At 43.6% G+C, this 26,218-nt stretch carries 12 protein-coding genes; 11 read left to right on the forward strand and 1 reads right to left on the reverse strand.

What is annotated here, in order from left to right; genetic code table 11:
- Positions 1–3 precede the first annotated feature (3 nt).
- From DWW23_RS17625 to DWW23_RS17645, 5 genes are all read left to right on the forward strand, one after another.
- Positions 4–1,797 carry a RagB/SusD family nutrient uptake outer membrane protein gene (locus DWW23_RS17625; protein WP_122354623.1) on the forward strand — a complete coding sequence of 598 codons (1,794 nt, stop codon included), beginning with the start codon at positions 4–6 and terminating at the stop codon, positions 1,795–1,797.
- 695 nt (positions 1,798–2,492) lie between these two features.
- Positions 2,493–5,819, forward strand: coding sequence for a TonB-dependent receptor (locus tag DWW23_RS17630; RefSeq protein WP_122354687.1), 3,327 nt, complete (start codon positions 2,493–2,495; stop codon positions 5,817–5,819).
- Positions 5,820–5,832: 13 nt separating this feature from the next.
- Positions 5,833–7,584 (forward strand): RagB/SusD family nutrient uptake outer membrane protein, encoded by a 1,752-nt coding sequence (locus DWW23_RS17635; protein WP_122354625.1) that lies wholly within the window; start codon positions 5,833–5,835, stop codon positions 7,582–7,584.
- A gap of 196 nt (positions 7,585–7,780) precedes the next feature.
- Complete coding sequence (locus DWW23_RS17640; RefSeq protein ID WP_187576522.1) at positions 7,781–9,721, forward strand: heparinase II/III-family protein; 1,941 nt, start codon at positions 7,781–7,783, stop codon at positions 9,719–9,721.
- A gap of 7 nt (positions 9,722–9,728) precedes the next feature.
- The gene (locus DWW23_RS17645) at positions 9,729–10,934 is read left to right on the forward strand and encodes a glycoside hydrolase family 88 protein (protein ID WP_187576521.1); all 1,206 of its coding nucleotides are present in this window, start codon (positions 9,729–9,731) and stop codon (positions 10,932–10,934) included.
- A 33-nt stretch (positions 10,935–10,967) separates the two neighbouring features.
- On the opposite strand, the gene DWW23_RS17650 is transcribed toward DWW23_RS17645, so the two are convergent.
- On the reverse strand, positions 10,968–14,990 hold the full coding sequence (locus tag DWW23_RS17650) for a two-component regulator propeller domain-containing protein (RefSeq protein WP_122354627.1): 4,023 nt from the start codon (positions 14,988–14,990) through the stop codon (positions 10,968–10,970).
- A gap of 627 nt (positions 14,991–15,617) precedes the next feature.
- Here DWW23_RS17650 and DWW23_RS17655 point away from each other — a divergent pair.
- The 6 genes from DWW23_RS17655 (at position 15,618) to DWW23_RS17680 (ending at position 26,203) form a co-directional block, all read left to right on the forward strand.
- Complete coding sequence (locus tag DWW23_RS17655) at positions 15,618–19,298, forward strand: DUF6383 domain-containing protein (protein ID WP_122354629.1); 3,681 nt, start codon at positions 15,618–15,620, stop codon at positions 19,296–19,298.
- A 309-nt stretch (positions 19,299–19,607) separates the two neighbouring features.
- The gene (locus tag DWW23_RS17660; RefSeq protein WP_122354631.1) at positions 19,608–21,608 is read left to right on the forward strand and encodes a fructose-1,6-bisphosphatase; all 2,001 of its coding nucleotides are present in this window, start codon (positions 19,608–19,610) and stop codon (positions 21,606–21,608) included.
- A 366-nt stretch (positions 21,609–21,974) separates the two neighbouring features.
- On the forward strand, positions 21,975–23,009 hold the full coding sequence (locus tag DWW23_RS17665) for an iron ABC transporter permease (RefSeq protein ID WP_122354633.1): 1,035 nt from the start codon (positions 21,975–21,977) through the stop codon (positions 23,007–23,009).
- A complete protein-coding gene (locus tag DWW23_RS17670) occupies positions 23,009–24,052 on the forward strand; it encodes an ABC transporter ATP-binding protein (protein WP_122354635.1) in 1,044 nt (347 codons plus the stop codon). Before DWW23_RS17665 ends, DWW23_RS17670 begins: the two co-directional genes overlap by 1 nt.
- 148 nt (positions 24,053–24,200) lie before the next feature.
- The gene (locus tag DWW23_RS17675) at positions 24,201–25,553 is read left to right on the forward strand and encodes an MATE family efflux transporter (RefSeq protein ID WP_122354637.1); all 1,353 of its coding nucleotides are present in this window, start codon (positions 24,201–24,203) and stop codon (positions 25,551–25,553) included.
- 71 nt (positions 25,554–25,624) lie between these two features.
- A complete protein-coding gene (locus DWW23_RS17680; protein WP_122354639.1) occupies positions 25,625–26,203 on the forward strand; it encodes a DUF4251 domain-containing protein in 579 nt (192 codons plus the stop codon).
- Positions 26,204–26,218: the final 15 nt, after the last annotated feature.

Raw genomic sequence — 26,218 nt, forward strand, 5'->3', positions numbered from 1 at the left:
ACAATGAAATTAATAAATAAAATATTATTCGTTACAGCTGTCACTTCGGTTATAACAGCATGTAAACCTGATTTGCTGGATACAAACCCATACGATAAAGTGGGTTCCGGAGCAATGTGGGAGAATGAAACGATGTGTGATATGGGTGTGAATGGTATTTACGCCACATTGCGAGAAGCAAAAGTCGTACATGAGATGTTTACGCAGGATGCTATGGGATTTGCCGGACAGGCTCGTGATCCGCAAGCGTTGCTGAATGGGACGATTACTGCAAGCAACAGCTTGTTCTCCGATACCTGGAAGCAATTATATGAAGGTATTCACCGTGCGAACGATGCGATAGCCCATTTGCCGGAAGCTCCTTTGGATGAGGCAAAGAAAGAACGTCTGATCGCTGAATCCAAATTTTTGCGTGCTTATTATTATTTCCGCCTGAACCGGGTGTTCCAGGGTGTTCCTGTTTATCTGGAACCGATAGAAGACAGTGAATGTACGAATGGACGTGAAACGGCCGATAAAGTATGGGAAGTTATTATCAATGATTTGAATGATTGTATTAATAATGCGAACCTTCCTGACAAATATAGTAAAGGCGATGCCAATTACGGGCGTGCTACCAAAGGAGCTGCCTATGCTTTGCTGGGGCAGACCTATATGTGGATGAAGGATTATGCTAAAGCCGAAGCTGCTTTGCGTAAAGTCGGAGAGAAAGGTTTTTCTTTATTCCAGGGCGAATATCAACAACTCTTTAAAGAAGAAAACGAGCAGTGCGATGAGATGATCTTTTCTGAACAGAATATCGGTATTAAGGATTATGGTTCCAAAACACAGTTCTGGTTAGGTACACGTGTTTCATTCGGTTCTTGCTGGAACAGCTATTTGCCGAGTGTGAATTGGGTGGAATCGTTTGAATGTGCAGACGGAAAAGCTTTCAACTGGAATGACTTTTTGCCGGGATATAATGAAATGACCCCGAAAGAGCGTGTTGTCTTTTTCTTGCGTGATACGGTCGGTGATTGGGATACTTATTCGGAAGATATCAAATCCAAGTTGCGGGCAGGTTTTGAACTGGCAGTGAAAAATGGGGCTGATATGTCTAAATATCTGCCTTCCGGAAACGAAGCCCGTTTGCGTAAGGCGTATGAAAATCGTGATCCACGTCTGGAAGCAACGGTGATCACCCCGTATGCGAAATATAACGGAGCGATTGGTTCGAATGAATATACTTACACATTGCGTTGGCCTGCAACTAATTCGGACGAAGTGGAACCGTTTGACCTGAGAACGGATAGCCAGACATTGTTCTACTATCTGTATCGGAAATTTGTTGCAGAAGGTGCATCTGAAACTCCTAACCGCGAATATTGTCCCTGGGATTATCCGTTGATCCGTTATGCAGATGTAGTCCTGATGTTGGCCGAAGCGATCAATGAACAAGGCTTTAAACAAGAAGCAGTGGATTTGGTTAATTCTGTACGTCAAAGAGCCGGTGCGGCTTTGTTACAGACAACGGATGCCGGTAAGCCGACTTACGTGAAAGGACAGGATGATATGCGCACCCGCATCCGTAACGAACGTCGTTGGGAATTACCTTTGGAAGGTGTTAACTTGTATGACGAAATGCGTTGGAGAACGATCGGTGACTGGTGTAAAACCGGTGATGGCTCTAAGGAAATCTGGGGTTCTGTCGTAAATCCGTTCTCATGGAGTGGTGATTATCTCTATACCTGGGCAATCCCGAGTACAGAGTGTGAAAGAAATAGTAATCTGATTCAGAATAACGGTTGGATAAACTAACAGGAAGTAACTCTTCTACTGAATTGTGATCTCTGAAAAAAGAATGGTAATCCGATAAAGATTATAAGAGTTATTTTTGATGATCAAATAATTGTTGGATAGGATGTTATGATTTAACATCCTATCCTTTTTTTATATGGTGGATGTAGTTCTGTTAAGACTATGTCCTTATGATGAACAAAATAGAACGACTGCAAAAATAACGTATCGTATGAAATCTTAACATACATTTTTGTCTAATATAGGTGCATCTATTGTCCACAATTAAATTTTTAACACATGTATAATATTCTGCATATCAGTAAGGTAGCTGATTTGTCATCAGTTTGTCACCAATCTCTCCTGCAGTTCTGGGTGAACATTTGAGGTCAAAAAGGAAGGTTGGTTTTATAAATAAGGCTATATGCTTTACCATTTTTCTATTAATATTATGCAATGGCATTCTTTCCTGTCTTTTTGTCCCGTATATTTTGTTATTGATAACCAGACTTTAAATTATAAGCTATTTCATATACTCCGACAACTAAAAACACACAAATAAAGAATAATTAGTTAATGAAAAAATGAACTTAGTCTTAACAGAACTATTTCCTTTTTTGTGCGAAACGAACAAAACTAATATTATCAGCACAACAAATTCCTGGAATCTGGTGTGCGCAAACACAATTTATTCATTAACTAAATCTGGTGTTATTATGACGAAGGATTTTAATCGTTTTTATTTATCAAAGATGTTCATTGGAGCAACTATGTTCCTGACATCGGTAGGAGTGGCTTCTGCCAGTCCGACAGATCTGGGGATAGAAGTTCCGGAATCCGATGTTTTTGTCGCTTCGCCACAACAAGCGAAAAAAACAGTAACCGGAACAGTTGAAGACGCCATGGGCCCGATTGCCGGAGCCAACATCGTAGAGAAAGGGACAACGAACGGGACGATTACCGATATGGATGGTAAGTTCACTTTAGACGTTTCTCCGAATGCTGTTTTGGTAGTATCTTTTATAGGATACACAGAGCAGCAGATCGCGGTAGGTAACCAAACCTCTTTTACTATTCAGATAAAGGAAGATTCGCAGGCTTTGGAAGAAGTGGTAGTGGTTGGTTATGGTACGCAGAAGAAAGTGAATCTGACAGGTTCCGTATCTTCCGTAGATTTTGCGGATCAGGCTTTATCTCGTCCTATTACAAATGTATCGAATGCGTTGGCCGGTTTGAGTGCCGGTGTACAGGTAATGCAAAGTTCCGGACAGCCGGGTAGTGATGGTTCGAAAATCCGTATTCGCGGTGTCGGAACGCTCAACAATCAGGATCCGTTAGTTTTGATCGATGGTGTAGAAGGAGCTATGGACCTTGTTAATCCGCAAGATATCGAATCGATCTCTGTTTTGAAGGATGCTGCTTCCTCTTCTATTTATGGATCACGTGCTGCGAATGGTGTTGTTTTAATCACGACTAAAAAAGGAAAAGCCGGAAAATTGTCGGTGTCCTATTCCGGACGTGTTTCTTATGCACAGCCTACGAACCTGATCGATCAGGTGACCGATTACGCAGATTATATGGAGTGGCTGAATGAGTCGTTCGAGAACATCGGCCAGCCGAATCATTTTGCTCAAAGTACGATTGATCTGTGGCGTGAAAAATCAAAAGATCCGAATGGGTTGAATGAGAACGGAGTTCCTAATTATATTGCCTATCCGAATACTGACTGGCAGGAAGCCTTGTTCGGACATGGTCTGATCAATGACCATAATGTTTCAGTGAATGGCGGTACTGAAAAACTGCGTATCCTGATGTCTGCCGGTTATCTGGATAATCCGGGCTTGGTGGATAATACCGGTATTAAGAAATACTCTTTACGTGCCAATATCGAAGCGAACGTTACTAATTGGTTAACAGTGGGAACCCGTACATTTGCCTCTCAGGAAGATAAAGAGGCGGGAAACTTCGATAATGCCAATAACTACCTGCGCCAGACAACTCCCGGTCTGTATCCGGAGTGGAACGGACAGTACGGTTATCCGGAAGCATCGGAAGAAAGTGCTACTGCCAATAGTATCCTGGCTTTCCTTAACGCACAGGATGGTAAAAAGCAGAAAACGAACTTCAACACGACTTTGTATTCACGTATTTCCCCGATAAAAGGGCTGTCATGGGATTTTAACCTGAACTATAAACGGTATTGGGAAGATAATCAGACCTGGACGAATCCATATGAGAAAGTCAAGTTTAGTGACGGTACAGTCATGTCACCGGCAACAGAACCGTCTGAAATGACTACTTACTTTTATAACCGTGCTGATTATAGCTATACTTTACAGAATATTTTACGCTATAATATAACGATCAATAAAGATCATGACCTGGGTGCTTTGGCTGGTTACGAAGAGTATTATTACAAACGCGATACCCGTAATGCAACAAAGAAGGGACTGATCGATTCAAGTATCCATACACCCGGTTCGGCTACGGAAATGCTGAGTGTAGGCGGAGGAGCTTTTGATCGTGCCAGCCGTTCGTTCTTCGGCCGTATCAATTATGCCTATAAATCAAGGTATTTGTTTGAAGCGAATTTGCGTCATGATGGGAATGCCCGCTATCATAGCGATTATCGTTGGGGTACTTTCCCTTCCTTTTCTGCGGCTTGGCGTATATCGGAAGAAGATTTCATGATAAATACCAAAAACTGGTTAGATAACCTGAAACTTCGTGTTTCTTATGGTTCAGTAGGTAATAACGGTGGTGATGATGTGGGTGAATATGAATATCAGTCTACTTACGGAGGTAGTAAATATCCGTTCGGCGGAAAACTGATATCCGGTCTGGCTTCTACTTCCATAGCCAACTCCATGTTGTCGTGGGAAACGTCTAAAATGACCAATGTCGGTATCGACTTGAATGCATTGAATAACCGCTTGTCTTTCACGATGGATGCATTTGTAAAGAATACCACAGGTATCTTGTTTACACCGTCTATTTATCTGACTGCCGGTAACAAAGGTGCTCCCCGTAAGAATATAGCGGAAATGAGTACTAAAGGTGTCGAACTGTCGCTGGGATGGAAAGACCAGATCGAAGAAGTCAGCTATTCCGTTAGCGGAAACTTTTCTTACACGCCTAATAAGATAAAGAAGTATAAAGGAAAATTAGTCGCTGGTTATGACGAAAACGGCGAATGGAAAAGTAACATCGGTGATGTCGCTTCCAGCACTTCCGCAGTGAATCCGGTTATTGAAGACCGCATCATGAAGGAATACTATATTCGTAATCCATATAAGGGTTCCGGAAATGGGTATGCTGCCGACGGTGTGAACGGCGGTCCGACAGACGGTATGATCCGTACGGAAAGTGATATGGAATGGTTGAAAGCGATGATCGATGCAGGTCATACTTTCATGCCCAATAAAACAGTATCCAAGGATAAGATCTGGTATGGTGACTATATTTATGCCGATGCGAATGGTGACGGTATCTATGGTGGTTCGGACGATAAAGAGTTCCAGGGAGTTTCTTCCGATCCGAAGTATAACTTCGGTTTTCAGATGTCTGCCGCATGGAGAGGTTTTGATATATCGATGAACTGGGCTGGTGCTGCCGGATTTAAATTGTATTGGGGAGCTTCGACCGGTTATAACTCTCCGACCACCCGTGTCGGTGTGGCTTTGGGAACCGATATAGCCAATGATCACTATTTCTATAATCCGGAAAATCCTTCCGATCCGCGTACAAACCTGTATGCTCAGTACGGTCGTCTGGTGAACGGTGAAAGCGGTTATCAGAATGTTGAAACATCTTCTTTGTATTTGTTTAATGGTAACTATCTGAAATTAAAGAATCTTACTTTTGGTTATACGTTACCGGCTCATATCTCCAAGAAGATTTTTACGGATAACCTTCGTGTATATGTTTCTATTGAAAACGTATTCAATATTACGAAGTATCCGGGCCAGGATCCTGAGCTGGGAGCTTATCCGGAATATACTTCATTGAGACAATTCGCATTTGGTGCAAACATTTCATTTTAAAGTGTAGAGAGTTATGAAATTAGTAAAGAATATTTGTTTATTAGGCGCTTCTATCGCTCTGTTGACAGGGTGTAACAGCGACTTGATGGATTTGACCCCATATGATTCAATTGCGTCCGGAAACATGTGGACGACTGAAAATCTGGCGGATATGGGTGTTACAGGTATCTATAATGTGCTTCGTTCCGAGAATGTGGCCGGTGATCTGCATAAATTCGACAGCTATGGCGTTTCTGCCGATTACCGCGATGGAAATTACTCTTTGTTAAGAGGTAATGCAACAACAGGCGACGGACAATTCTCAGGTTACTGGAAGATCAACTATGAAGGGATCAGTCGATGTAACGATGCGATCACGAACTTGTCAAAAGCTCCGTTGTCGGAGTCGAAGCTTGCTCGTTTAACAGCAGAATCCAAATTCATGCGTGCTTTTTTTTATTATAGATTGAATATGATGTATAAAGGTGTCCCTTTATATCTGGAGCCTGCCGAATTGGATGAACTGGTGAAAGGACGTAATACGGAAGCAGAAGTCTGGAATCAGGTTATTACTGACTTGACAGATGCGATCAATACAGCAGATTTGCCTGATAAATATGCGGCCGGTGATGCCGGTTATGGACGTGTAACCAAAGGTGCTGCCTATGCCTTGCGTGGAAAAGTCTATATGTGGACAGGCGAATGGGCCAAGGCAGAAGCTGATCTGCGTAAAGTAGGTGATCTGGGCTACGGCTTATTCCAGGGTGAATACAAACAATTATTCAAGGAGGCTAACGAACAATGTGAGGAAATGATCTTCTCTCTGCAATGTATAGGTGAAAGCGGTTACGGTAATAATTTTAGTTTCCGTTACGGTACGCGTAGTTCTTTCGGTTCTTGTTGGAATACCTATCTGGCAAGTACTGATTTTGTTGAAACTTATGAATGCGCAGATGGTAAACCTTTTAATTGGGATGATTTTATTCCGGGTTACAACACTATGGACCAGGCAAAAAGATCGGTTTATTTCCTGCGTGACGGAATGACGGATGCAGAGAAGGCTAAAATGGCGGAAGATGGAGCTGATTTGTCTAAATATCTGGCAGATGGTAATGAAGCACGAATCAGAACGGCTTATGAAAGCCGGGACCCGCGCTTGATGGCAACTATCATTACCCCGTATGCCGAATATCTCGGAGCAAATGGTGCTACAGCTTATACGTATACACTTCGTTGGCCATACAGAGGTTTTGATACGGCCGATCCGTTCGATTTGAAGACAGATACAAACAATCGTTATTATTATTTATTCAGGAAGTTTGTGGCAGAGGGAGCTTCTGAAATTCCTAACCGTGAGTATTCCCCGATCGATATCCCAATCATCCGTTATGCTGATGTTGTTCTTTCTTTGGCTGAATGTCTGAACGAACAGGGCAAAACAGACGAAGCGATCGAATGGGTGAATAAGGTGCGTGCCCGTGCCGGTGTTGCGTTATTGAACAGTAATCAATATACCCAGGTTTCCGGTCAGGATAATATGCGTGAACGTATCCGTAACGAACGCCGTTGGGAATTTGCAGGTGAAGGTGTTAACTTCTTCGACGAAATGCGTTGGAAGACCTGGCATGAAACCAAGTTCAAGAGCGGTGCCGGTCTGAAACAGATCTGGGGATCGATGCAGGCTTCCTATACATGGGGTGGCGATTATCTGTATAACTGGGCTATTCCGAAGTCTGAAATTCAAATGAATACAAATCTGACCCAGAATAATGGTTGGATAGATTAATTCGTGTGTTTGGGCTGACCAGACAAAAGGAGTCCTCCTGAACGGTCTGTTTTACAGATCGTTCAGAGGCACTCCTTTTTTGTTATATCCGGTATTAAAAGGTTGCTTTTGGACAATAAATACCCCTAAATTGGATAAAAAGGTCAGTTCCGTTATGCTGATCTTATTAATTTTGTTCTTAGAAAAATGGATACTCATGAAAACACTTAGAGCATGGGCTTTGTTATGCCTGTTATTTTATATTGTCTTGCCTCTTCATGCCTACGAAGAGCGTGATCTGCTGCAACGGTCGGCAGATGTTGCTACATTGAAATCGGTTTTACAGGAAGACCAGAAATGGGTTCCGTATCCGTCTTACTCGGATCGTGCAGCCTGGGATCTGTTTCTCGGAGAATACAAAGCCGAGTATATCAGAAGGGGGGAAAAGAAATTGGATTATGAATGGAAAGTAGTGAAAGCTACCGACTATATCGAATTCGAACGGAGCGGTAACCGCCGTATCATGGAAGACCCTTTCGGAAGTAACAATGGAGCTATCGCCGATTTGCTGATGGCAGAACTGGCGGAAGGCAAAGGACGTTTTATCGACCAACTTATCAACGGTGTTTTCCAATCTTGTGAAATGACTTCCTGGGCATTGTCTGCACACCTGACCGCCCAACACTCTAAAAGATCCTTACCTGATTATAAGGAACATGTGATCGACCTGACTGCCGGTGATCTGGGATCGTTACTTTCCTGGACATATTATTTCTTCCATTCGGAGTTCGATAAAGTGAATCCTGTTATCTCCGGGCGTCTCCGCCATGAATTGCAGGAAAGGATACTGGATACTTATATGAATGAAGACCGTTTCTGGTGGATGGCTTTCAATTATAAACCGGGAATGCTGGTTAATAACTGGAATCCATGGTGTAACTTCAATGTGTTGCAATGTTTCCTGTTGCTGGAAAATGACAAGGAGAAGTTGGCTAAAGCCGTTTACCGTACAATGATTTCCGTCGATAAATTCATTAATTATACGCATTCCGACGGTGCCTGCGAAGAAGGTCCTTCTTATTGGGGACATGCTGCCGGAAAGATGTATGACTATCTTCAATTATTATATGACGGGACAGGCGGAAAGATCAGTTTGTTCGACCAGCCGATCATTAAAAATATGGGAGAATATATCGCCCGTTCTTATGTAGGGAATGGCTGGGTAGTCAATTTTGCGGATGCTTCGGCCAAAGGCGGGGGAGATGCCCCGATCATCTACCGGTACGGTAAGGCTGTCGGAAGCGATGTTATGATGCAATATGCAGCTTACTTGAGCAACTTGTCTGCTAAAAAGAATCTTTCTTCCGGTAGAGATATCTTCCGTACGTTACAAAGCCTTCTGTATGCAAAAGAGATGGGAGAGGCAGAACCTTCCTATCATGCTCCGGCTTATACCTGGTACCCGGAGACTCAATTCTGCTATATGACGAATAAAGCCGGTTTCTTTTTGGCTACCAAAGGCGGATATAATAATGAAAGTCATAATCACAACGATGCAGGAACTTTTTCACTGTATCTGAATACGACTCCGGTCTTTATCGATGCCGGTGTCGGTACTTATACCCGCCAGACATTCAGTAACGAACGTTATACGATCTGGACGATGCAAAGCAATTATCATAACCTGCCGATAATAAACGGCATCCCCCAATCATTCGGTTCCCGGTATAAGGCAACGAAGGTTTCGTTTGATCCGAACCGAATGACCTTTACGGCCGATATTGCTACTGCTTATCCCGAAGAAGCAGGTGTAAACTCGTGGGTACGTTCCTATACTTTAAATAAAAACAAGGGAGAACTGAAGATCAAAGACTCATTCTCTTTGAGAGAACGGAAAGAGCCGGATCAGGTCAATTTCCTGACCTGGGGGAAGGTGGATGTTTCTTCTGCCGGTATTATCCGGATAGAAGTGAATGGTGAAAAGGTTGATTTATTGTATGACAAAAAACAGTTCACACCTTCCGTCGAGACAATTACGCTGGAAGATCCGCGTTTATCGAATGTCTGGGGAAAAGAAATATACCGTCTTTCATTGAATGCCGTTAAGACGGCAATGTCGGGAACTTATGTGTTTACAATCAAACAAAACAATAAATAAAGAAAGAATGAAGAATTGGATCGCTTTGGCTTTCTCTGCATTTCTGATATCGTGCGGAGGAACACCTAAAACTGTAGAAAAGAGCTTTGTAGACGAGAATGTCGATTTTGCCCGTGCGCAGATCGGTAAGGAAATAGAAGTCATAGAAGCCAGTGGTAAATTTCTGAACCCTGTTACGTTGAAAAAGGATAGTTCCGTTTATTATTGCGGTTATGCTGATTGGCGCAGTGGTTTTTTCCCGGGTTCGATGTGGTACCTGTATGAGTTGACAGGCGATACGGCATTGCTTCCGCTTGCACAGAAATATACGTTGGATATTGAAGAGGCAAAGAATCTGACTTGGCACCATGATATCGGTTTCATTGTTAATTGCAGTTTCGGTAACGGTTTGCGCTTGACCGCCGATCCGTCCTATAAAGATGTGATGGTACAAGCAGCCAAATCCCTGTCTACCCGTTTCCGGGAAGCCCCCCAGGTGATTCAGTCCTGGAATGTCGATCGTGGCTGGCAGTCGGAACGTGGCTGGGAATGTCCCGTGATCATCGATAATATGATGAATCTGGAACTGATGTTCGAAGCAACCCGTTTATCCGGTGATTCTTCTTTCTATAAAATTGCCATAGCACATGCCGACCGTACATTACAGGAACATTTCCGTCCGGATGGCAGTTGTTATCACGTGATCGATTATAGTTTGAAAGATGGTTCTGTCCGTCACCGTCATACGGCACAGGGATATGCACATGAGTCGGCCTGGAGCCGCGGACAAGCATGGGCGATTTACGGATTCGTTGTTTGCTACCGTGAAACTGGCGACCGTAAGTATCTGGATCAGGCTTTGAAAACATTCAATTTCATGAAAAATCATAAAGCAATGCCGACAGATCTTATTCCTTATTGGGATATGGATGCTCCGAATATACCGAATGAACCGCGGGATGCTTCTGCTGCTTCCTGTATCGCTTCCGCTTTGTATGAGATCAGTACGATGGATGTTGAAAATGCCTCAGAGTATAAAGCCTATGCCGACAGCATAATGACGTCGTTGGCTTCCCCGGCTTATCGTGCTGCGTTAGGCACGAACGGAAACTTTATCCTGATGCATTCAGTCGGCAGTATTCCTCATAATTCGGAAATCGATGTTCCGTTGAACTATGCCGATTACTATTTCGTCGAAGCCCTAAAACGTAAAAAGGACATCGAAAAGATGTAAATGTGAAGATAATTACAAACAGGGAAGATGGATTTACTCCATTTTCCCTGTTTTTTTTCTGTATTCAGCCGGTGTCGTATCGAATTGTGCTTTGAAGCAACGGGTGAAATAACGGGGAGAACCGAAACCTAACATATCCGATATCTCTGCGATTTGCAGGTCTGGCCGTCCGGTCAATAAGGTAGCAGCCCGTTTTAGTTTACAATTCAGCACGAAATCATTCGGAGTCATTCCTGTCAACGCCTTGAATTTGGCATACAGGGAACTGCGGCTTAATCCCAGTTCTTTAGCCAGTGTATTCATATCGAACTCCATATTGTTCAGATTCTCTTCGATGATCTTGTTTATGGTATCCATAAACTTCTGGTCGATCGGATTGCTGGCAAGCGATTGCGTATCGAAATCCTTTTGTTCGTTGAATTTCTTTTGCAGGATAATGCGGTTGCGAACCAGGTTGTTGCAGCGTGCAAGCAGCACTTTGGCATTGAACGGCTTGCTGATATAATCGTCAGCCCCGCGCTGCAAACCTTCTATGCTCTGTTCCGTCGAACTGAGTGCTGTAAGAAGGATGACCGGAATATGACAGATGTCAAAATCATTCTTGATTTTCAGGCACATTTCCGTGCCGGACATTTCAGGCATCATAATATCGCTTATGATAATATCCGGTCTTTCGTTGCGTGCGATTTCGAGTCCTTCCTTTCCGTTGTGTGCCAGTAAAACTTTGTACACCGGTGAAAATAAGGAGTTGAGGATCTGAAGCAACTCTTCGTTATCGTCGACCAGTAAGACGGTGTATGTCGTGTCTGTATCTGCAAATGATAATTCGGAAGTGCTTTCGGGTAGTTCTTTGATGATACTTTCCGGAAGGATCTCGTTGCGTATGGTTTCATTGTCAGGTTCGACAAACTGGCATTCTTCTTCTTTGAAATGCGTCCGGTCTTTAGGCAGGCGGACGATGAAAATACTGCCGTATCCGGGTGTGCTCTCTACTTGTATTTTACCATGATGCAATTCGATAATGCTCTTCGTGAGCGACAGGCCGATGCCGGTACTGGGTTGTGCCGTATCCGACGTCTGATTGCCAGCTTGGTAAAAGCGGTCGAATATCTTGTTGATATCTTCTTTGTTGATACCGATGCCGTTATCTATTATTTTAATGATGATCGTGTTCTCATTCTCTTCGATCACCATCTCGATACTCGCTCCCGGTTTGGTGTATTTGAATGCGTTTGAAAGCAGATTGTAAAATACTTTCTGCATCTGTTTAGGGTCGAACCAGCAGTTGATATTTTCCTTTTCAGAGGTAAAAAGATAGGTTATCGACCGGCTGGAAGCATACTCATAAAAAGAAAGATAAATTTCTTTCAGGAACGGGACAATATTTTGTTCATACACTTTTAGTTTGACATGTCCCTGCTCCAGTTTGCGAAAGTCCAGTAACTCACTGATCAAAGCCCTCATACTGTGGGTGTTCCTGTATATCTTCAATAACTTATTATAGGTAGAAGGCGCCAGCGAACTACTTTGAAGCAATAGCTCGATCTGTGAAATGATCAGCGTCAGCGGTGTGCGGAACTCATGTGAGATGTTGGAGAAGAACTGGAGCTTTGCCTGGTTCAGTTCCTCGATCCGCTCTTTCTCTTTTCGTTCATATTGTAATGAGGTCCTTAAAAGCAACTGTGATTGTTTGAAACGGAAGAAGCCATAAATCAGTCCTCCGCCTACCAATACATACAACAGGTAGAATAACGGTGTCGCATAGAAAGGAGAATGAATAGTTATTCCCATCCGGATCGTTTGCGGTTCGATTCTGGTATCGTACTGTTTTTCCCGTACGATCAGTGTGTATTCGCCGGGGTTGAGGTTGGTATATTGAATGCTGTTGTCGCTGTTACTGATCCATTTGGTATCGAAACCTTCCAGCTTGTATTCATAGGCCGTTTCCTTTAACGTATTGATATAGTTATTCGAATTAAAATTCAGAATGAGATTGTTCTGGTTATGGTTCAAATGGATTTCCTGCGTATAAGGAAGTGCTTCGGATAATATGCGGGATTGATCCTTAGGGTAAACCGGCTCGTTGTTAATATACAGATCTGAGAAATATAACTGATAGTCTTTGGAAGGACGGAACAGGTCCTGTTCGAAAAAGGTACTTAAACCGTCTATTCCTCCGACAAAGATCTCGCCGTTTTTACAGACAAGCAGTCCGCACCCTTTATTGATACCCGATACAGGAAGAGCGGTGCCCAGTTCCACCACTTTGAACATCGACTGTTCCGGATCGAAGAATGAGAGTCCCTTATCACCCGAAATGATCAGGTAGCCCTGCTGGGATTCTTCAATTTCATAACAATAGTTACTGAGGATCATGCTGTTTTCGGTTGTGTATCCTTTGAAAGAGTTATTCTTTTTGTCATAGAGGTATAATCCGGCACCGGAGGTACCGAAAAAGAGCCGTCCTTTCTTGTCTTCATAGATCGTGGTAACGGTTTGATCCCCGAGGCCGTTCTCACCACAACGGAAGATTGTCTTGTCTTCCTCATTCTCCATGTTGATCTTATAAATCACTCTTCCGCTGGTTATCCAGATATAATCGTTCGAATCGATGGCGAAGCAATGATTCCCATATTGTTTCCCGCTGGGGAAAACCGGGCTGATATGTTCCGTGTCGAGATCCATTTTGACACTTCCCCATTGGGTCAGGAATACCAGATATTTGTCTTTCCAGATTGTCATTTGGTTGATACGGTCGCCGGCTTTGACCGCATACGAAGGATCTTCAAAATAAGGATTTCGGAATCGCTTCCGGGGAATATCGAAGATAGATAATCCGCCGGTATGGGTTCCTATGTAAAGCTTGTTGCGCTTGGCGCTGTAGGCTATGTCTTTCAGATTGTCATGGGCTATGGAGTTTTTGTCGGGATCCGCCATGAAATAGGTAAATGTTTTCTTTTGTCGGTCGAAGAGGTTCAAGCCTCCTCCCTCGGTGCAAATCCAGATATTCTCGTCCTTATCTTCTGCCATGTGGCCGACAAAGGGGAAACTGACACAATCGTTTCTGGACTGATCCGCCGTGTAGAAGGTGAAAAGGTCCATTTCGGGATTGAAATAATGAACACCTCCGTAATAAGTTCCCAGCCAGATACTTCCCTGACGGTCTTTATAAACCGGGAAAACGGAGGAGTGGGCGAGACTGCCCGGAAGGTTATCTCGGGTATAGACCTGGAAATGATCGTTATGCGGATTATATTTATTCAGTCCGGTAAAAGTCCCTATCCAGAGATTTCCGAAGTTGTCTTCCACGATGCCTCTGACCTGGTTGCTGGATATATTGTCGGCTTTTTGCGGATCATAACGGAAGCGTTTAAAGTTGCCGGACGTTTCTCTTTTATAAAGTCCGTTCATTCTGGCTGAAATCCAAAGATTTGCGTGAGAGTCTTCAAACAGACCGTAAATATCTTCGTTCAGAATGATGGAGGTCAACGGTTTATTCTCTTCCTTCATGTATAATCCGGCATTCGTGCCGATCCAGCATTGTTTTTGGGAATCGACAAAGATGCAGGTGGCATGTTGGTAAGTGTATTCCAGTTTAAAACAAAACTGCAATTCTTTTATTTGCGGGTCCCAGATAAAAACAGAATCAGCGACTCCGACCCAAAGCCGGTCGTTACCGAAAGCGACAGCTGTGACTCCCGATTGTTTCAGGCAGCTGAATTGTTGTGTATGCAAATTGTATCGTACGAGGGAATTATCAGAATTGAAATAGATATTCCCCTGATTATCTCCTGTTATGAAATCAATACTGTTGCCGACTGTAGTCTCTTTATTTGTTTCGTTTTTCAGAGTCGGTTTATGTGTCGTTACATGAACGCCATCGAAAACGCTTAATCCTTCTTCCGTCCCGAACCACATACGCCCTAGCTCGTCCTGATAGATAGACATAACGGAAAGTTGGGAAAGCCCTTCTTTCATCCCGATATGTTTAAAATAGATAGGGAAGGCGTAAGAAAGGACATGCAGGAAGATGAAAAGGATGATTGTTTTTCTCATGGCTTTATCACTATTTGCCTACGAAGATACAGATAAAATCCGAAACAATTTTACACTGAGAGTTATATAAAACGGTCTCTTTGTAAATCATGTGAACAATAAACTACTGGATATAATGAAACCGGGGCTGTACTAGAGGTAGTTTGGGGTGACATTTCTACTCTTTTTTCTTCATTTATAACGATTGCCGCTAAAAAACAGACTTTTTTCTCTTCGGGAAACTAATAATATAAATGTACGCACATGTACATTATATATGGGAAGTCTCATTCTTGTCTAAGAAAAAAAGAATGATAACCATTGTTTATATATTGATAATTAATGCTTTAGATGAGAAAAGTGACTGACTAAATTAAAGGTTCCTTTTTTCTAGTCACAAAATTACAACAATCTTTTTAACAACCATTCATTTTGACAATATTTTTTTCTTTCTCTATATCCTTTCTTATCAACAGAATAACAATGTTAGTACAAAATTAGTCCTTTTCAGTATAAACTCAAAACATACACAAAATGATGACTAGAAAAAAGGAACGTTTAAACTCGTCATTTAACATTTGACGATCTCTAAATGGATTCGTAACAAGGACTTTTATAACACTATTATTAATATTAAATTTATTGATTATGAACAAAAAGTTTTCTACTTTACTGGCTTGTGCGCTGGTGGCTGGATCTTTTTCGTTTGCAACCCATGCAACAAACGAGATCCCTTACCGTACACAGGTTGTTTTGTCTGAACAATTCGATGCCTGCCTGACTGGTGTTAAGGCTATTAATCCTGATTACTATTATCAATTGCAGGTTAACGCAAAAGGTTCAGTAGTTGAAGAGCACCAAAATGATTTGGTTCCTGCTAAGGTCTTAGTGCAGGTACGCGATTATCAGACCGGAAATCTGACCTTGAAGGTAATGGATATCGAAGAAGCTCCTCTTACAGGATCTTTATGGAGAATTGAAGTAAAAGACAATGGCCTTCGTGGTAAGGAATATGTTTTTGTAAACAGAGAAACCGGTTATACAATCAATTATGATTGTGCGGATGCGGTTACATTAGTTAATGCAGGTGATAATGTTAATAACGAAGAAGCGACTATCATCAAAGACGACAATCTTCGTTGGGAATGGTATTCGGATGATGTTTCACCTGCCATTTTCGGCCCGAAGAAAGTATGGTCTTATGCACATGAAGGCAATATGGTTATGGGGTTGATGGCTAATAACTCTGACGATGTTGTTGCTGTGAAAATCAACAAAGATTTATTAGAAGACGAGATGACCAATATCAACTTCCTTACATTAACAGTTCGTACTGCCGGTGCTAAAGTGCTTACTGCTGCCGATATCAATACAATGATTGATGCTGAAGGTTCATGGCAGAACAGAACCAGCAAGAACGAAGCTCTCTTCGATGCTATGGGATTGATGGGTACTCCCGCTGCTATTGTAAACGAAGATTTGGTTACGGGTGCTTATCAGGCAAAAAAAGTTGCCGATGTATATCCTGCTTATGCAACTTGGGCAGAAGTTCAACCTAGTGGTGATTTCTATGGTTACAATATTCTGTTGAACAAGAAAACTACCAATAAATATTTAATGGTAGCAACAGATGAAACACATGAATCTATTCAGAACCCAGGTTTACATGGTGGTTTGAAAGTTAAGGATACTCCGCTTGCTCGTGTAAATGCGGAAGAAGCTTGTGATGCATTATTAGCCCGTTATATCTGGAAAGCTACTTATTATGCAACTAATGATAGCTTGGTATTAGAACCGCTGAATGCTTCTGTTATTACTACAGAATTGAAACAGCAAGGTAAAACGTGGAGCCAGTCAAAATTAGCAGATGCAATAGCAGCAGAATATTACAATACGGTTAATGCAGGTTCTACAAGTGGAAACAATGCGGATTTGAACGGGGAATTTGCTAAAAAGAAAGCAAATGTACCTGTTGCCTTGACTGCCATGAATGCTACAACTGGTATTGATAATCGTACGGTTATTACTGTTGGACAACCTCAGAATGCAACAACTATGGGACATTTAGTGGTTACTTCTGCCGGAAATGCTATTGTTGCTGCAGAAAATCACGCTAATCAACCATTTTGTTATCCGTACGCAAATATGTATGTGAAAGTGAACTTCAATAACACTTATTTGCCTATATTGAACCGTACAACAAAAGATACTGGCATCTATTATCTGCAGCTTTCAACTACTAAGACTAACAGTTCTTTAGATGAAAAACGTCTGAACGGTTCTTATCTGGTTGCAGATTATGCAGGACACTATCGTTACGATGTTTGGGAAGCTGAACAAAACTTCGCTCATATGCCTGCAACACAGTGGGTTGTTGAACAATTGGGTTGTTCGAAAGGTGGAAACCGTTGGGTGAAGATTACTAACCGTGAATTTGCATCTCAGGCATTTATTGGTCAGTTGTATACTGCAGGACAGAATGCTGATGGTAAAGAATTGGTATATATCATCAATCATAATTACCGGGGTCTGCGTGGTCATAACAATGTGGCAACTCCGGATGCAAATAATGCATTGAATTGTGCTGACACATTGATTTTCGCTGCTGTTGAAAATCCGACAATCGGCTATCTGAATATTGCTGATGATGTATTGAGAGAAAACAAATATGCTTTCAACCTGATTGAAAAAGACTTTAGCAATCAGTTCTTGTCTGCTAACGATGTAATTGAAAACTTACGTTTGTCTACTACAGCTACAAACTTTGAATTCTTCCGCGTTGCAGCTCCTGCATTCGGTTATAAAGTTGGTGGTGGTACTATCGGTGAAAAATATCTGTACAAAGTAAAAGTAAGCGATGCCAACAAGATCGACAACGATCATGTTTGGGTTGCATACGATAACAACCACAAATTTGTGATTGCTTCTGAAAGAGATATTAATGCCGGTACAGACGGCTTGAAATGGGCTACATTCGCATTTAAAGAAAACAGCGAAAATGGAGGTGTAGATTGCTTTACATTAGTTCATCATGAACTGAAAACTGTAAATGACAAGATTGTTTATCAGCCAGTAGGTGTTCTGTCAAAAGAACTTCAGACTGCTCATACAAAAGCTATCGATCTGTGCCAGAGAGAATACGATGTATTCGATATTATACCTGATGCAAGACCTCTGTACATGAATATGCGTGGTGACGCTGTAGTTGGTGACAAATATGCAAGCTATATCAACAATGAAGAAAACTGCATGAAGTTCACTCATATGAAGACAGCTGGAAACTTGTTTGAACGCAGTTTGCTTGCTGAAGGTTTACTGAACTATCTGGATATCGAAACTCTGTCTGATGCTGATAGCAGAAAGAATGCTGCTTTGTATGTAGACGAAGTAGCTGCAGCTGTAGACTCTCGTATGCCTCAGTATCTGTTTGTAATCAGACCTGATAGTGCAGTGGCTTATACTTGGTGCTCACAACACGGAATCAATTCAACTTGCGAACATTCTAATCCTTATAAAGGCTATGTTGCAGGTGAATTCTTGGTTAACCTGAATGACTCTATCCATGCTTCTATCAACAAACTGACTGACGCAAGTAAATTCCATAGTGATAACTATACGAGACTTGCTTTCGTAGAAGCTATCCATCAGGGGGATTTCTTGTATGTTCTGAAAGCTCCGTATACAATCGCAAGCATCAGTGCTGCAGATCCTGCAACAGAACAGATGTATGTAGTTCCTACTTATCTGGCAGCAGATCAGGAAGGTATTGTTTACGATAAGATCGCTCTTGACGGTTCACATAACAACGTTGCTTTTGCAATCCGCTATGTAGGTGATTCTGAAGAAGACGGTATTATGCTTGAATCTTATGATGTTGCAATGGCTGAAGCTGATAAATCAGAAGCAGGTATCGGTTCATTCACAGGTGCTTGGGTTACTTTGAACGGAACAGGTGTACCTGTATTAGGTAAGTTCCATAATGAAAACGGAAATCACGATACTGACGATACAGTCGGTGGTGGAAATAGTACTCCGGTAAACAACTTCAGTCAGGTTATTAACCAAGCTGCTGTATTCTCTCTGAATGCTACAGAAGGTCCTGCTACAGATACAGAAGATGTTGAAGTGGGAACTATCAAGGTAATTTCCGGAAATGGATCTGTTACTGTAATAGGTGCTCAAGGTAAGACTGTTGCTATCAGCAACATCCTTGGTCAAACAATTGCTAACACAGTGATTACTTCTAATGAAGCAACAATCTCAGCTCCTGCAGGTGTAGTATTCGTAGCTGTAGAAGGCGAGGCTGCTGTAAAAGCAATCGTAAAATAAAAATTATTTGTAATCAAATAATTCTGATAGAGTATCACGCAGCGCAACGGCGTTAATTATCCTGTGACAGGTGAACAAGTGATATTTATTAATACTAAAGTAATGAAAATAAAGTTCTTCTGTTCTACCTCTGTGAAGAGTGAAGACAGACAAAAAACAAGCCCCGGAAGATCTCTCTTTCGGGGCTTTGTATTTAAATGATTCGTAACTGTCGATTTTTATTTTCCGGGTGGTGCCTAATAATAGGATTGGGATAGCTTGTCTGCTTGTATTTGCTTATCTTTGCACGGAAAAAGTTTGTAAACATTTATGACGAAAGATATAACACCCGAATATGTGTTTGGTGATCTGCGTTATCTGCAATTGCTGGCACGTAGTTTTCCTACCATTGCAGATGCAAGTACAGAGATCATCAATCTGGAGGCGATCCTGAACCTGCCGAAAGGGACGGAACATTTTATGTCCGATATCCATGGTGAGCACCAGGCCTTTAACCATGTTCTGAAAAATGCTTCCGGAGCAATCAAGCGTAAGGTGAATGAGATATTCAGCAATACGCTGCGCGATTATGAAAAGAAAGAATTGTGTACACTGATCTATTATCCGGAGCAAAAGCTGGAGTTGGTCAAATGTAAGGAGCAGGATCTGGATGACTGGTTCCTGATCACACTGAACCAACTGGTACGGGTATGCCGGAATGTATCATCCAAATATACCCGTTCGAAAGTGCGTAAGGCGCTTCCGAAGGAGTTCTCTTATATCATTCAGGAGTTATTGCATGAGTCGTCGGACGAGCCTAATAAATCGGCTTATGTAGACCAGATCATCAAAACGATCATATCGACCGGGCGGGCGAATGATTTCATCATTGCCATGTGTAACCTGATACAGCGGTTGACGATCGACCTGCTACATGTGATCGGTGATATTTACGATCGCGGTCCGGGTGCCCATATTATCATGGATACGCTTTGCGACTACCACCATTTCGATATCCAGTGGGGTAACCACGATGTTTTGTGGATGGGGGCTGCTTCGGGGAATCTGGGCAGTATTGCCAATGTGATCCGTATGTGCCTGCGTTTCGGTAACCTGGCAACCCTGGAAGACGGTTACGGCATCAATCTGTTGCCGCTGGCTACCTTTGCGATGGATGTATATGGAGACGATCCCTGCGAACTGTTCATGCCGAAGACCAATGCATCTGATTCGACTTTCGATGAGAAGACAATCCGCTTGATTTCGCAGATGCATAAGGCTATTACCATCATCCAGTTCAAGCTGGAAGGGGAGATTATCCGCCGTCGTCCGGAATTCGAGATGGACGACCGTCTGTTGCTTCACCATATCGACCTGAAGCGTGGAATCATTAATCTGGACGGAAAGGAATACGAGTTGAAAGACAAGAACTGGCCTACGCTCAATCCGAAAGATCCTTATGCCTTGTCGATCGAAGAGGAAGATTTGATCCGCCGGATACAACACTCGTTCGAATACAGTGAGAAATTGAAGAAACATATGCGTTGCCTTTTCCGTCATGGAAGTATGTATCAGGTTTGTAATTCGAACCTTCTGTTTCATGCCTCTGTGCCGATGAACGCTGACGGTTCGCTGAAAAGCGTCAGCATCGAAGGACAGGAATATAAGGGAAAGGCTTTGCTGGATAAGGTAGACCAGCTGATCCGTACGGCCTATTTCGATTCGGAGGATTCTCCGGAGAAAGATTTTGCGCTGGATTATATCTGGTATCTCTGGGGAGGAAAAGATTCTCCGTTATTCGATAAGAGCAAGATGGCTACTTTCGAACGCTGTTTTATCGACGATAAAGGGGTGCAGAAAGAGGAAAAAGGCGCTTATTATACGTTACGTGAAGAAGAGAAGATATGTGACAGGCTGCTGGATGAGTTCGGCGTGACGGGTGTACATCGCCACATCATCAACGGTCATGTGCCGGTACGTTCCATCCAGGGAGAGAATCCGATTAAGGCGAACGGGAAACTGTTGGTCATCGACGGCGGCTTTTCCAAGGCTTATCACCCGGAAACAGGTATTGCCGGTTATACTTTAGTGTACCATTCCCGTGGGTTTCAGCTGGTACAGCACGAACCGTTCCTGTCTACCGACCAAGCCATCAAAGAAGGCCGTGATATCCGTTCCACGACTATTGTGGTTGAGCTGAGTTCCCATCGTCAGATGGTAAAAGATACCGACAAGGGGGCCGACCTGCAACGTCAGATCCATGATCTGGAAAAGCTATTATACGCTTACCGCAACGGCTTTATCAAGGAGAAGGAACGCAGTGAGTATTAGAAAGATTTGAGCTTATTCGAACATAAGCTATCAGTCATAAATAAGACATGCTTAGTTGCAGGTTTATTTGCCGTCTGCTTCAGCTGACGGATTACAAGTTTTTTCTCTTTTTGGCTTTAGCCACATTTCTTTTAGCATAGAGAGTGTGCTTAAAATGGGACTAAAGTCCAAAGAACTAGATTATTTACTAAACCGTCAGTTAAAACTGACGGCAAATGAACCTGTAAAGGTGAAGTCTCTTTGATAATTTGATAAGGGGATAGCTCAAACTGACAATCTTTGAAACATTCAAATCTGATAATTATTGAAGTATTCAAATTTGATAGTATCTGAAACAATTGCATCTGAAACAACAGAATAAAGTATATGCAAAAACGAATAACCTGGCCCCCCATACTATTGACCATCCTGATAGTCTTGCTATTTCTGGGTGGCTTGGTATACGGTGCCGTATCCATCCCTTTGGAAAGCGTAATAGATATCCTTCTGGGAAAAGACATCGGCCGTCCGGCCTGGCAAAGCATCATCCTGCAATCCCGTTTCCCGCAGGTGGTGACGGCCTTGCTTGCCGGTGCTTCGCTCGCTACCAGCGGCTTGTTGTTGCAGACCTTGTTCCGAAATCCGTTGGCAGGTCCTTCTATCCTGGGTATCAGCGACGGTGCAAACCTGGGAGTAGCTGCCATCATGCTTTACTTCGGCGGTACTCTCGGTATGGTGACCGAACTGCCGATCAGCGGTTATCTGGCAGTCATCATTGCCGCTTTTGCCGGTGCTGCCTGTATCCTGGGACTGATCATCTGGTTCTCAGCCAAAGTGAAGAATAATGTCATGCTGCTAATCATCGGAATCATGATCGGCTATCTGGCATCCTCCCTGATATCCGTACTGAATTATTACGCATCGACCGATAAAGTACATGCCTTTGTCATGTGGGGCCTGGGTAATTTCTCCGGAGTCTCCCTCATGCAATTGCCTTACTTTCTATTTTTCACCATTACCGGCCTGCTCTTGGCTATTCTGCTGATCAAGCCGCTGAATGCCTTGCTTCTGGGAGAGATGTACGCTGCCAACCTCGGGATAAAGATCAAACGGACCCGTATCGGGATTCTGTTCTGTACCGGTCTGCTGACGGCTACGACCACCGCTTTCTGCGGCCCTATCTCTTTTATCGGCCTTGCCGTCCCGCATATTGCCCGCCTGATGCTAGGCTCGTCCAATCATAAGATGCTGGTGCCGGTTACGATGCTGGCAGGCTCCTGTATCGCCTTACTCTGTAATATACTGATGGTCATGCCCGGAACTAATAATATCCTGCCTCTGAATGCGGTGACCCCCATGTTGGGTGCTCCGGTCATTATCTATGTGATCGTAAATCGTAAAAACATCCAATACTTTGACTGATGAGGACACAGGAACCAGTAATAGAAACAAATCATCTCAGCATAGGTTACCTGCTGAAAGGCGGCAGGCGCAAGATCATCCACGAGGACCTGAACCTGCGTCTCCAACCCGGTGAAGTCACCTGCCTGTTGGGGCTGAACGGAGCCGGTAAATCGACCCTGTTGCGTACCCTATGCGGTTTTCAACCCCCGTTGTCGGGTGAGATCCGCCTGATGGGAAAACCGTTGGCATCCTATTCACAAAGCAACTTTTCGCTGACTGTAGGTGTTGTACTGACGGAGAAGACAAACGCGGGCGGAATCACTGTTTATGAACTCGTTTCATTAGGACGCCACCCGTACACAGGTTTTTTCGGCCAACTGAAGAAGCACGACAGGGAGATCATCGAACAATCGCTGGAGGCAGCCGGTATTGCCCACAAAGCACAAAATTACGTATCCGAACTGAGCGACGGCGAACGGCAGAAAGCTATGATCGCGAAAGCCCTTGCGCAGCAATGCCCGATCATCCTGCTGGATGAGCCGACCGCTTTCCTGGATGTCACCAGCCGCATAGAGACTATGGTGCTGCTGCACCGCCTGGCAATGGAACAACATAAAGCCATCCTCCTCTCCACCCACGACCTCGATCTGGCTATCCAGATGGGCGACTGTCTTTGGCTGCAGGAGAAAGGCCGCCCGATGGCCTGCGGTACACCCGAAGATCTGATATTGAGCGGTGCCTTCGAATCCTTTTTCGGTAAGGAGGACATCGTGTTCGATCCCTCTACAGGGAAACTGAATACCAAAGCTCCTGTCGATCCGATAGGGGTCGAGGGCGACTTCCTTGTCTCTTATTGGGTGGGGAATGCCCTTATCCGGAACGGTTTCCGTCCTGCCCCGGCGAAAGAGGGACAGGTAAATGTAAATTGTCTGTCTCCCAGTGATCTCCTGCTGACTTTGCCTGATGGGAAAGTGAGAAAACTGGACGGAGTGGCTGCTTTGATTGAAGCGGTAAGGGAAGAGAAATTTAGCACTAGAGTGTCGCCCCTATCAGCACAATAGTGTCATTGGCATCAGCACGGTAGTGCTACGGGCACTGACATAATAGTGTTGACAAAAGTATCTTAGTGTCGTTATTGTCAGTAACTTGGCAGTGTTACTAAGAATGAAAGAATAATAAAAGATATAATAAGATAAGTACAGATGAATTATGGCAAATGAAATAACCTGGCGGTTAGAGAATGAGAAAGTAAGCCGTCTGCTGTTACAGTATGCTATCCCGGCGGTGATCGGGACGATGGTGAACTCTTTATACAATATCGTAGACCGGGTTTTTATCGGTCAGGGTGTCGGTGCGCTGGCGATTGCAGGGCTTACATTGACTTTCCCTATCCTGCTTTTCCTGCAGGCATTCGGTATGTTGGTGGGGGCCGGTGCCGCGACGCGTGTCTCTATCCATCTGGGGAGGAAGGCGAATGACATGGCGGAGAAGGTACTGGGAAATGCCTTTACACTGACTTTCATCATAACGATCCTTACGGTAATCCCTTGTATGATCTGGATGGAAGACCTGCTGCTTGCCTTTGGCGGTAGCGAACAGACCATCCCTTATGCAAAGGACTATCTGAATATTGTCATCCCCGGAACGATCCTTACTTCGTTGAGCTTCGGCTTTAATGCCGTCATGCGAGCTTCCGGTTATCCGAAAAAGGCCATGTTCACCATGCTGATCGGAGCCATAGCTAATGTAATCCTCGACCCGATCTTTATTTTCTGGCTGGATATGGGTATACAGGGGGCGGCGATCGCTACGATTATCTCCATGCTCTTGAGTACCGCTTTCGTGATGAATCACTTTATTCAGAAAGACAGTATCGTCCGCTTCCACAAGGGAACGTTCAAGCTGGAGGGACATGTCGTGTGGAATATCCTGACGATCGGTGTTTCACCGTTCGCCATGCAGCTGGCAGGTAGCCTGGTAGTCGTTATCCAGAACTATGCGCTTAAAGTACATGGCGGCGACCTGGCGCTCGGTGCGAACGGGATCATTACCAGCGTCGGCATGCTACTCGTCATGCTTATCATCGGTATCGCCCAGGGGATGCAACCTATTGTCGGTTTCAACTACGGGGCGGGGCATCATAAGCGTGTGCAGGATACCCTTTGGCTCGTTATCATTACTTCGACCGTCATTATGGGGATCGGGTGTATATGCAGCATCCTTTTCCCGGAAACGATCTCCCGTGCTTTCACAAACGATCCGGCACTGATAGAGGTGACGGCAAACGGCTTACGGATCAGTTTGCTGGTCTTCGTGGTGGTCGGTTCGCAGATCTCCATCAGCCAGTTTTTCCAGAGTATCGGTATTGCCTGGAAAGCGATGTTCCTTAGTCTGAGCCGCCAGTGCCTTTTCCTGATACCGGCCCTGCTGGTTTTCCCGAACATCTGGGGGCTCGACGGCGTGTGGTATGCCTCGCCGTTTTCAGACTTCATTGCGGCCGTAACTGCCTGGGGGTTCTTATGGTATCATGTTAAAAACATAAAAAGTACAGGAGTAAATTGAACTTCCTGGCATGTTATTTGTCTATATAATGAAAAGTGATTCACAACGTATTAATTATAAAGAATAGAAGTATGAAAAGAGTATTATTATTGCTAGCTGTCCTACTGTTTAGTGCCGGTTCAGGGACAATGATGGCACAACAGGATAAAGCAGCACAGAAGGCTGCCAAGAAAGCAGAGAAAGAAGCCAAGAAAGCAGCAGAGGAAGCTGAAAATATGGCCTTGTTCGAACAGGCTGTCCAGGCTCTTAACGCTAAAGATTTCGTGCTCGAAGCAGATCGTGTGGAATTTAAACGCGGACGTTTTGTTTATGTCACTCCTAGTACCAACTTCGTATCGATGGATGGCAACCGTGCAACGATCCAGTTGGCTTTCAACGGAGCATATGCCGGACCTAACGGCATCGGAGGGATCACTGTAGAAGGTAACGCTTCGAATGTCGAAATGAAGACCGACAAGAAAGGAAACATCACTTTCAGTATGATGGTACAAGGTGTAGCTGTTTCAGCAAATGTCACTTTCCGTATGGTTAAAGGCTCCAATAAATGTACGGCTACTGTGAGCCCGAACTTCAACAGCAACCGTGTTTCATTCACCGGTTCACTGTATCCGACAGAACAATCCAATGTGTTTAAGGGACGTTCCATTTAAACCGGTTGAATGACT

The sequence above is a fragment of the Parabacteroides sp. AF14-59 genome (assembly GCF_003479515.1).
Classification (GTDB): domain Bacteria; phylum Bacteroidota; class Bacteroidia; order Bacteroidales; family Tannerellaceae; genus Parabacteroides; species Parabacteroides faecis.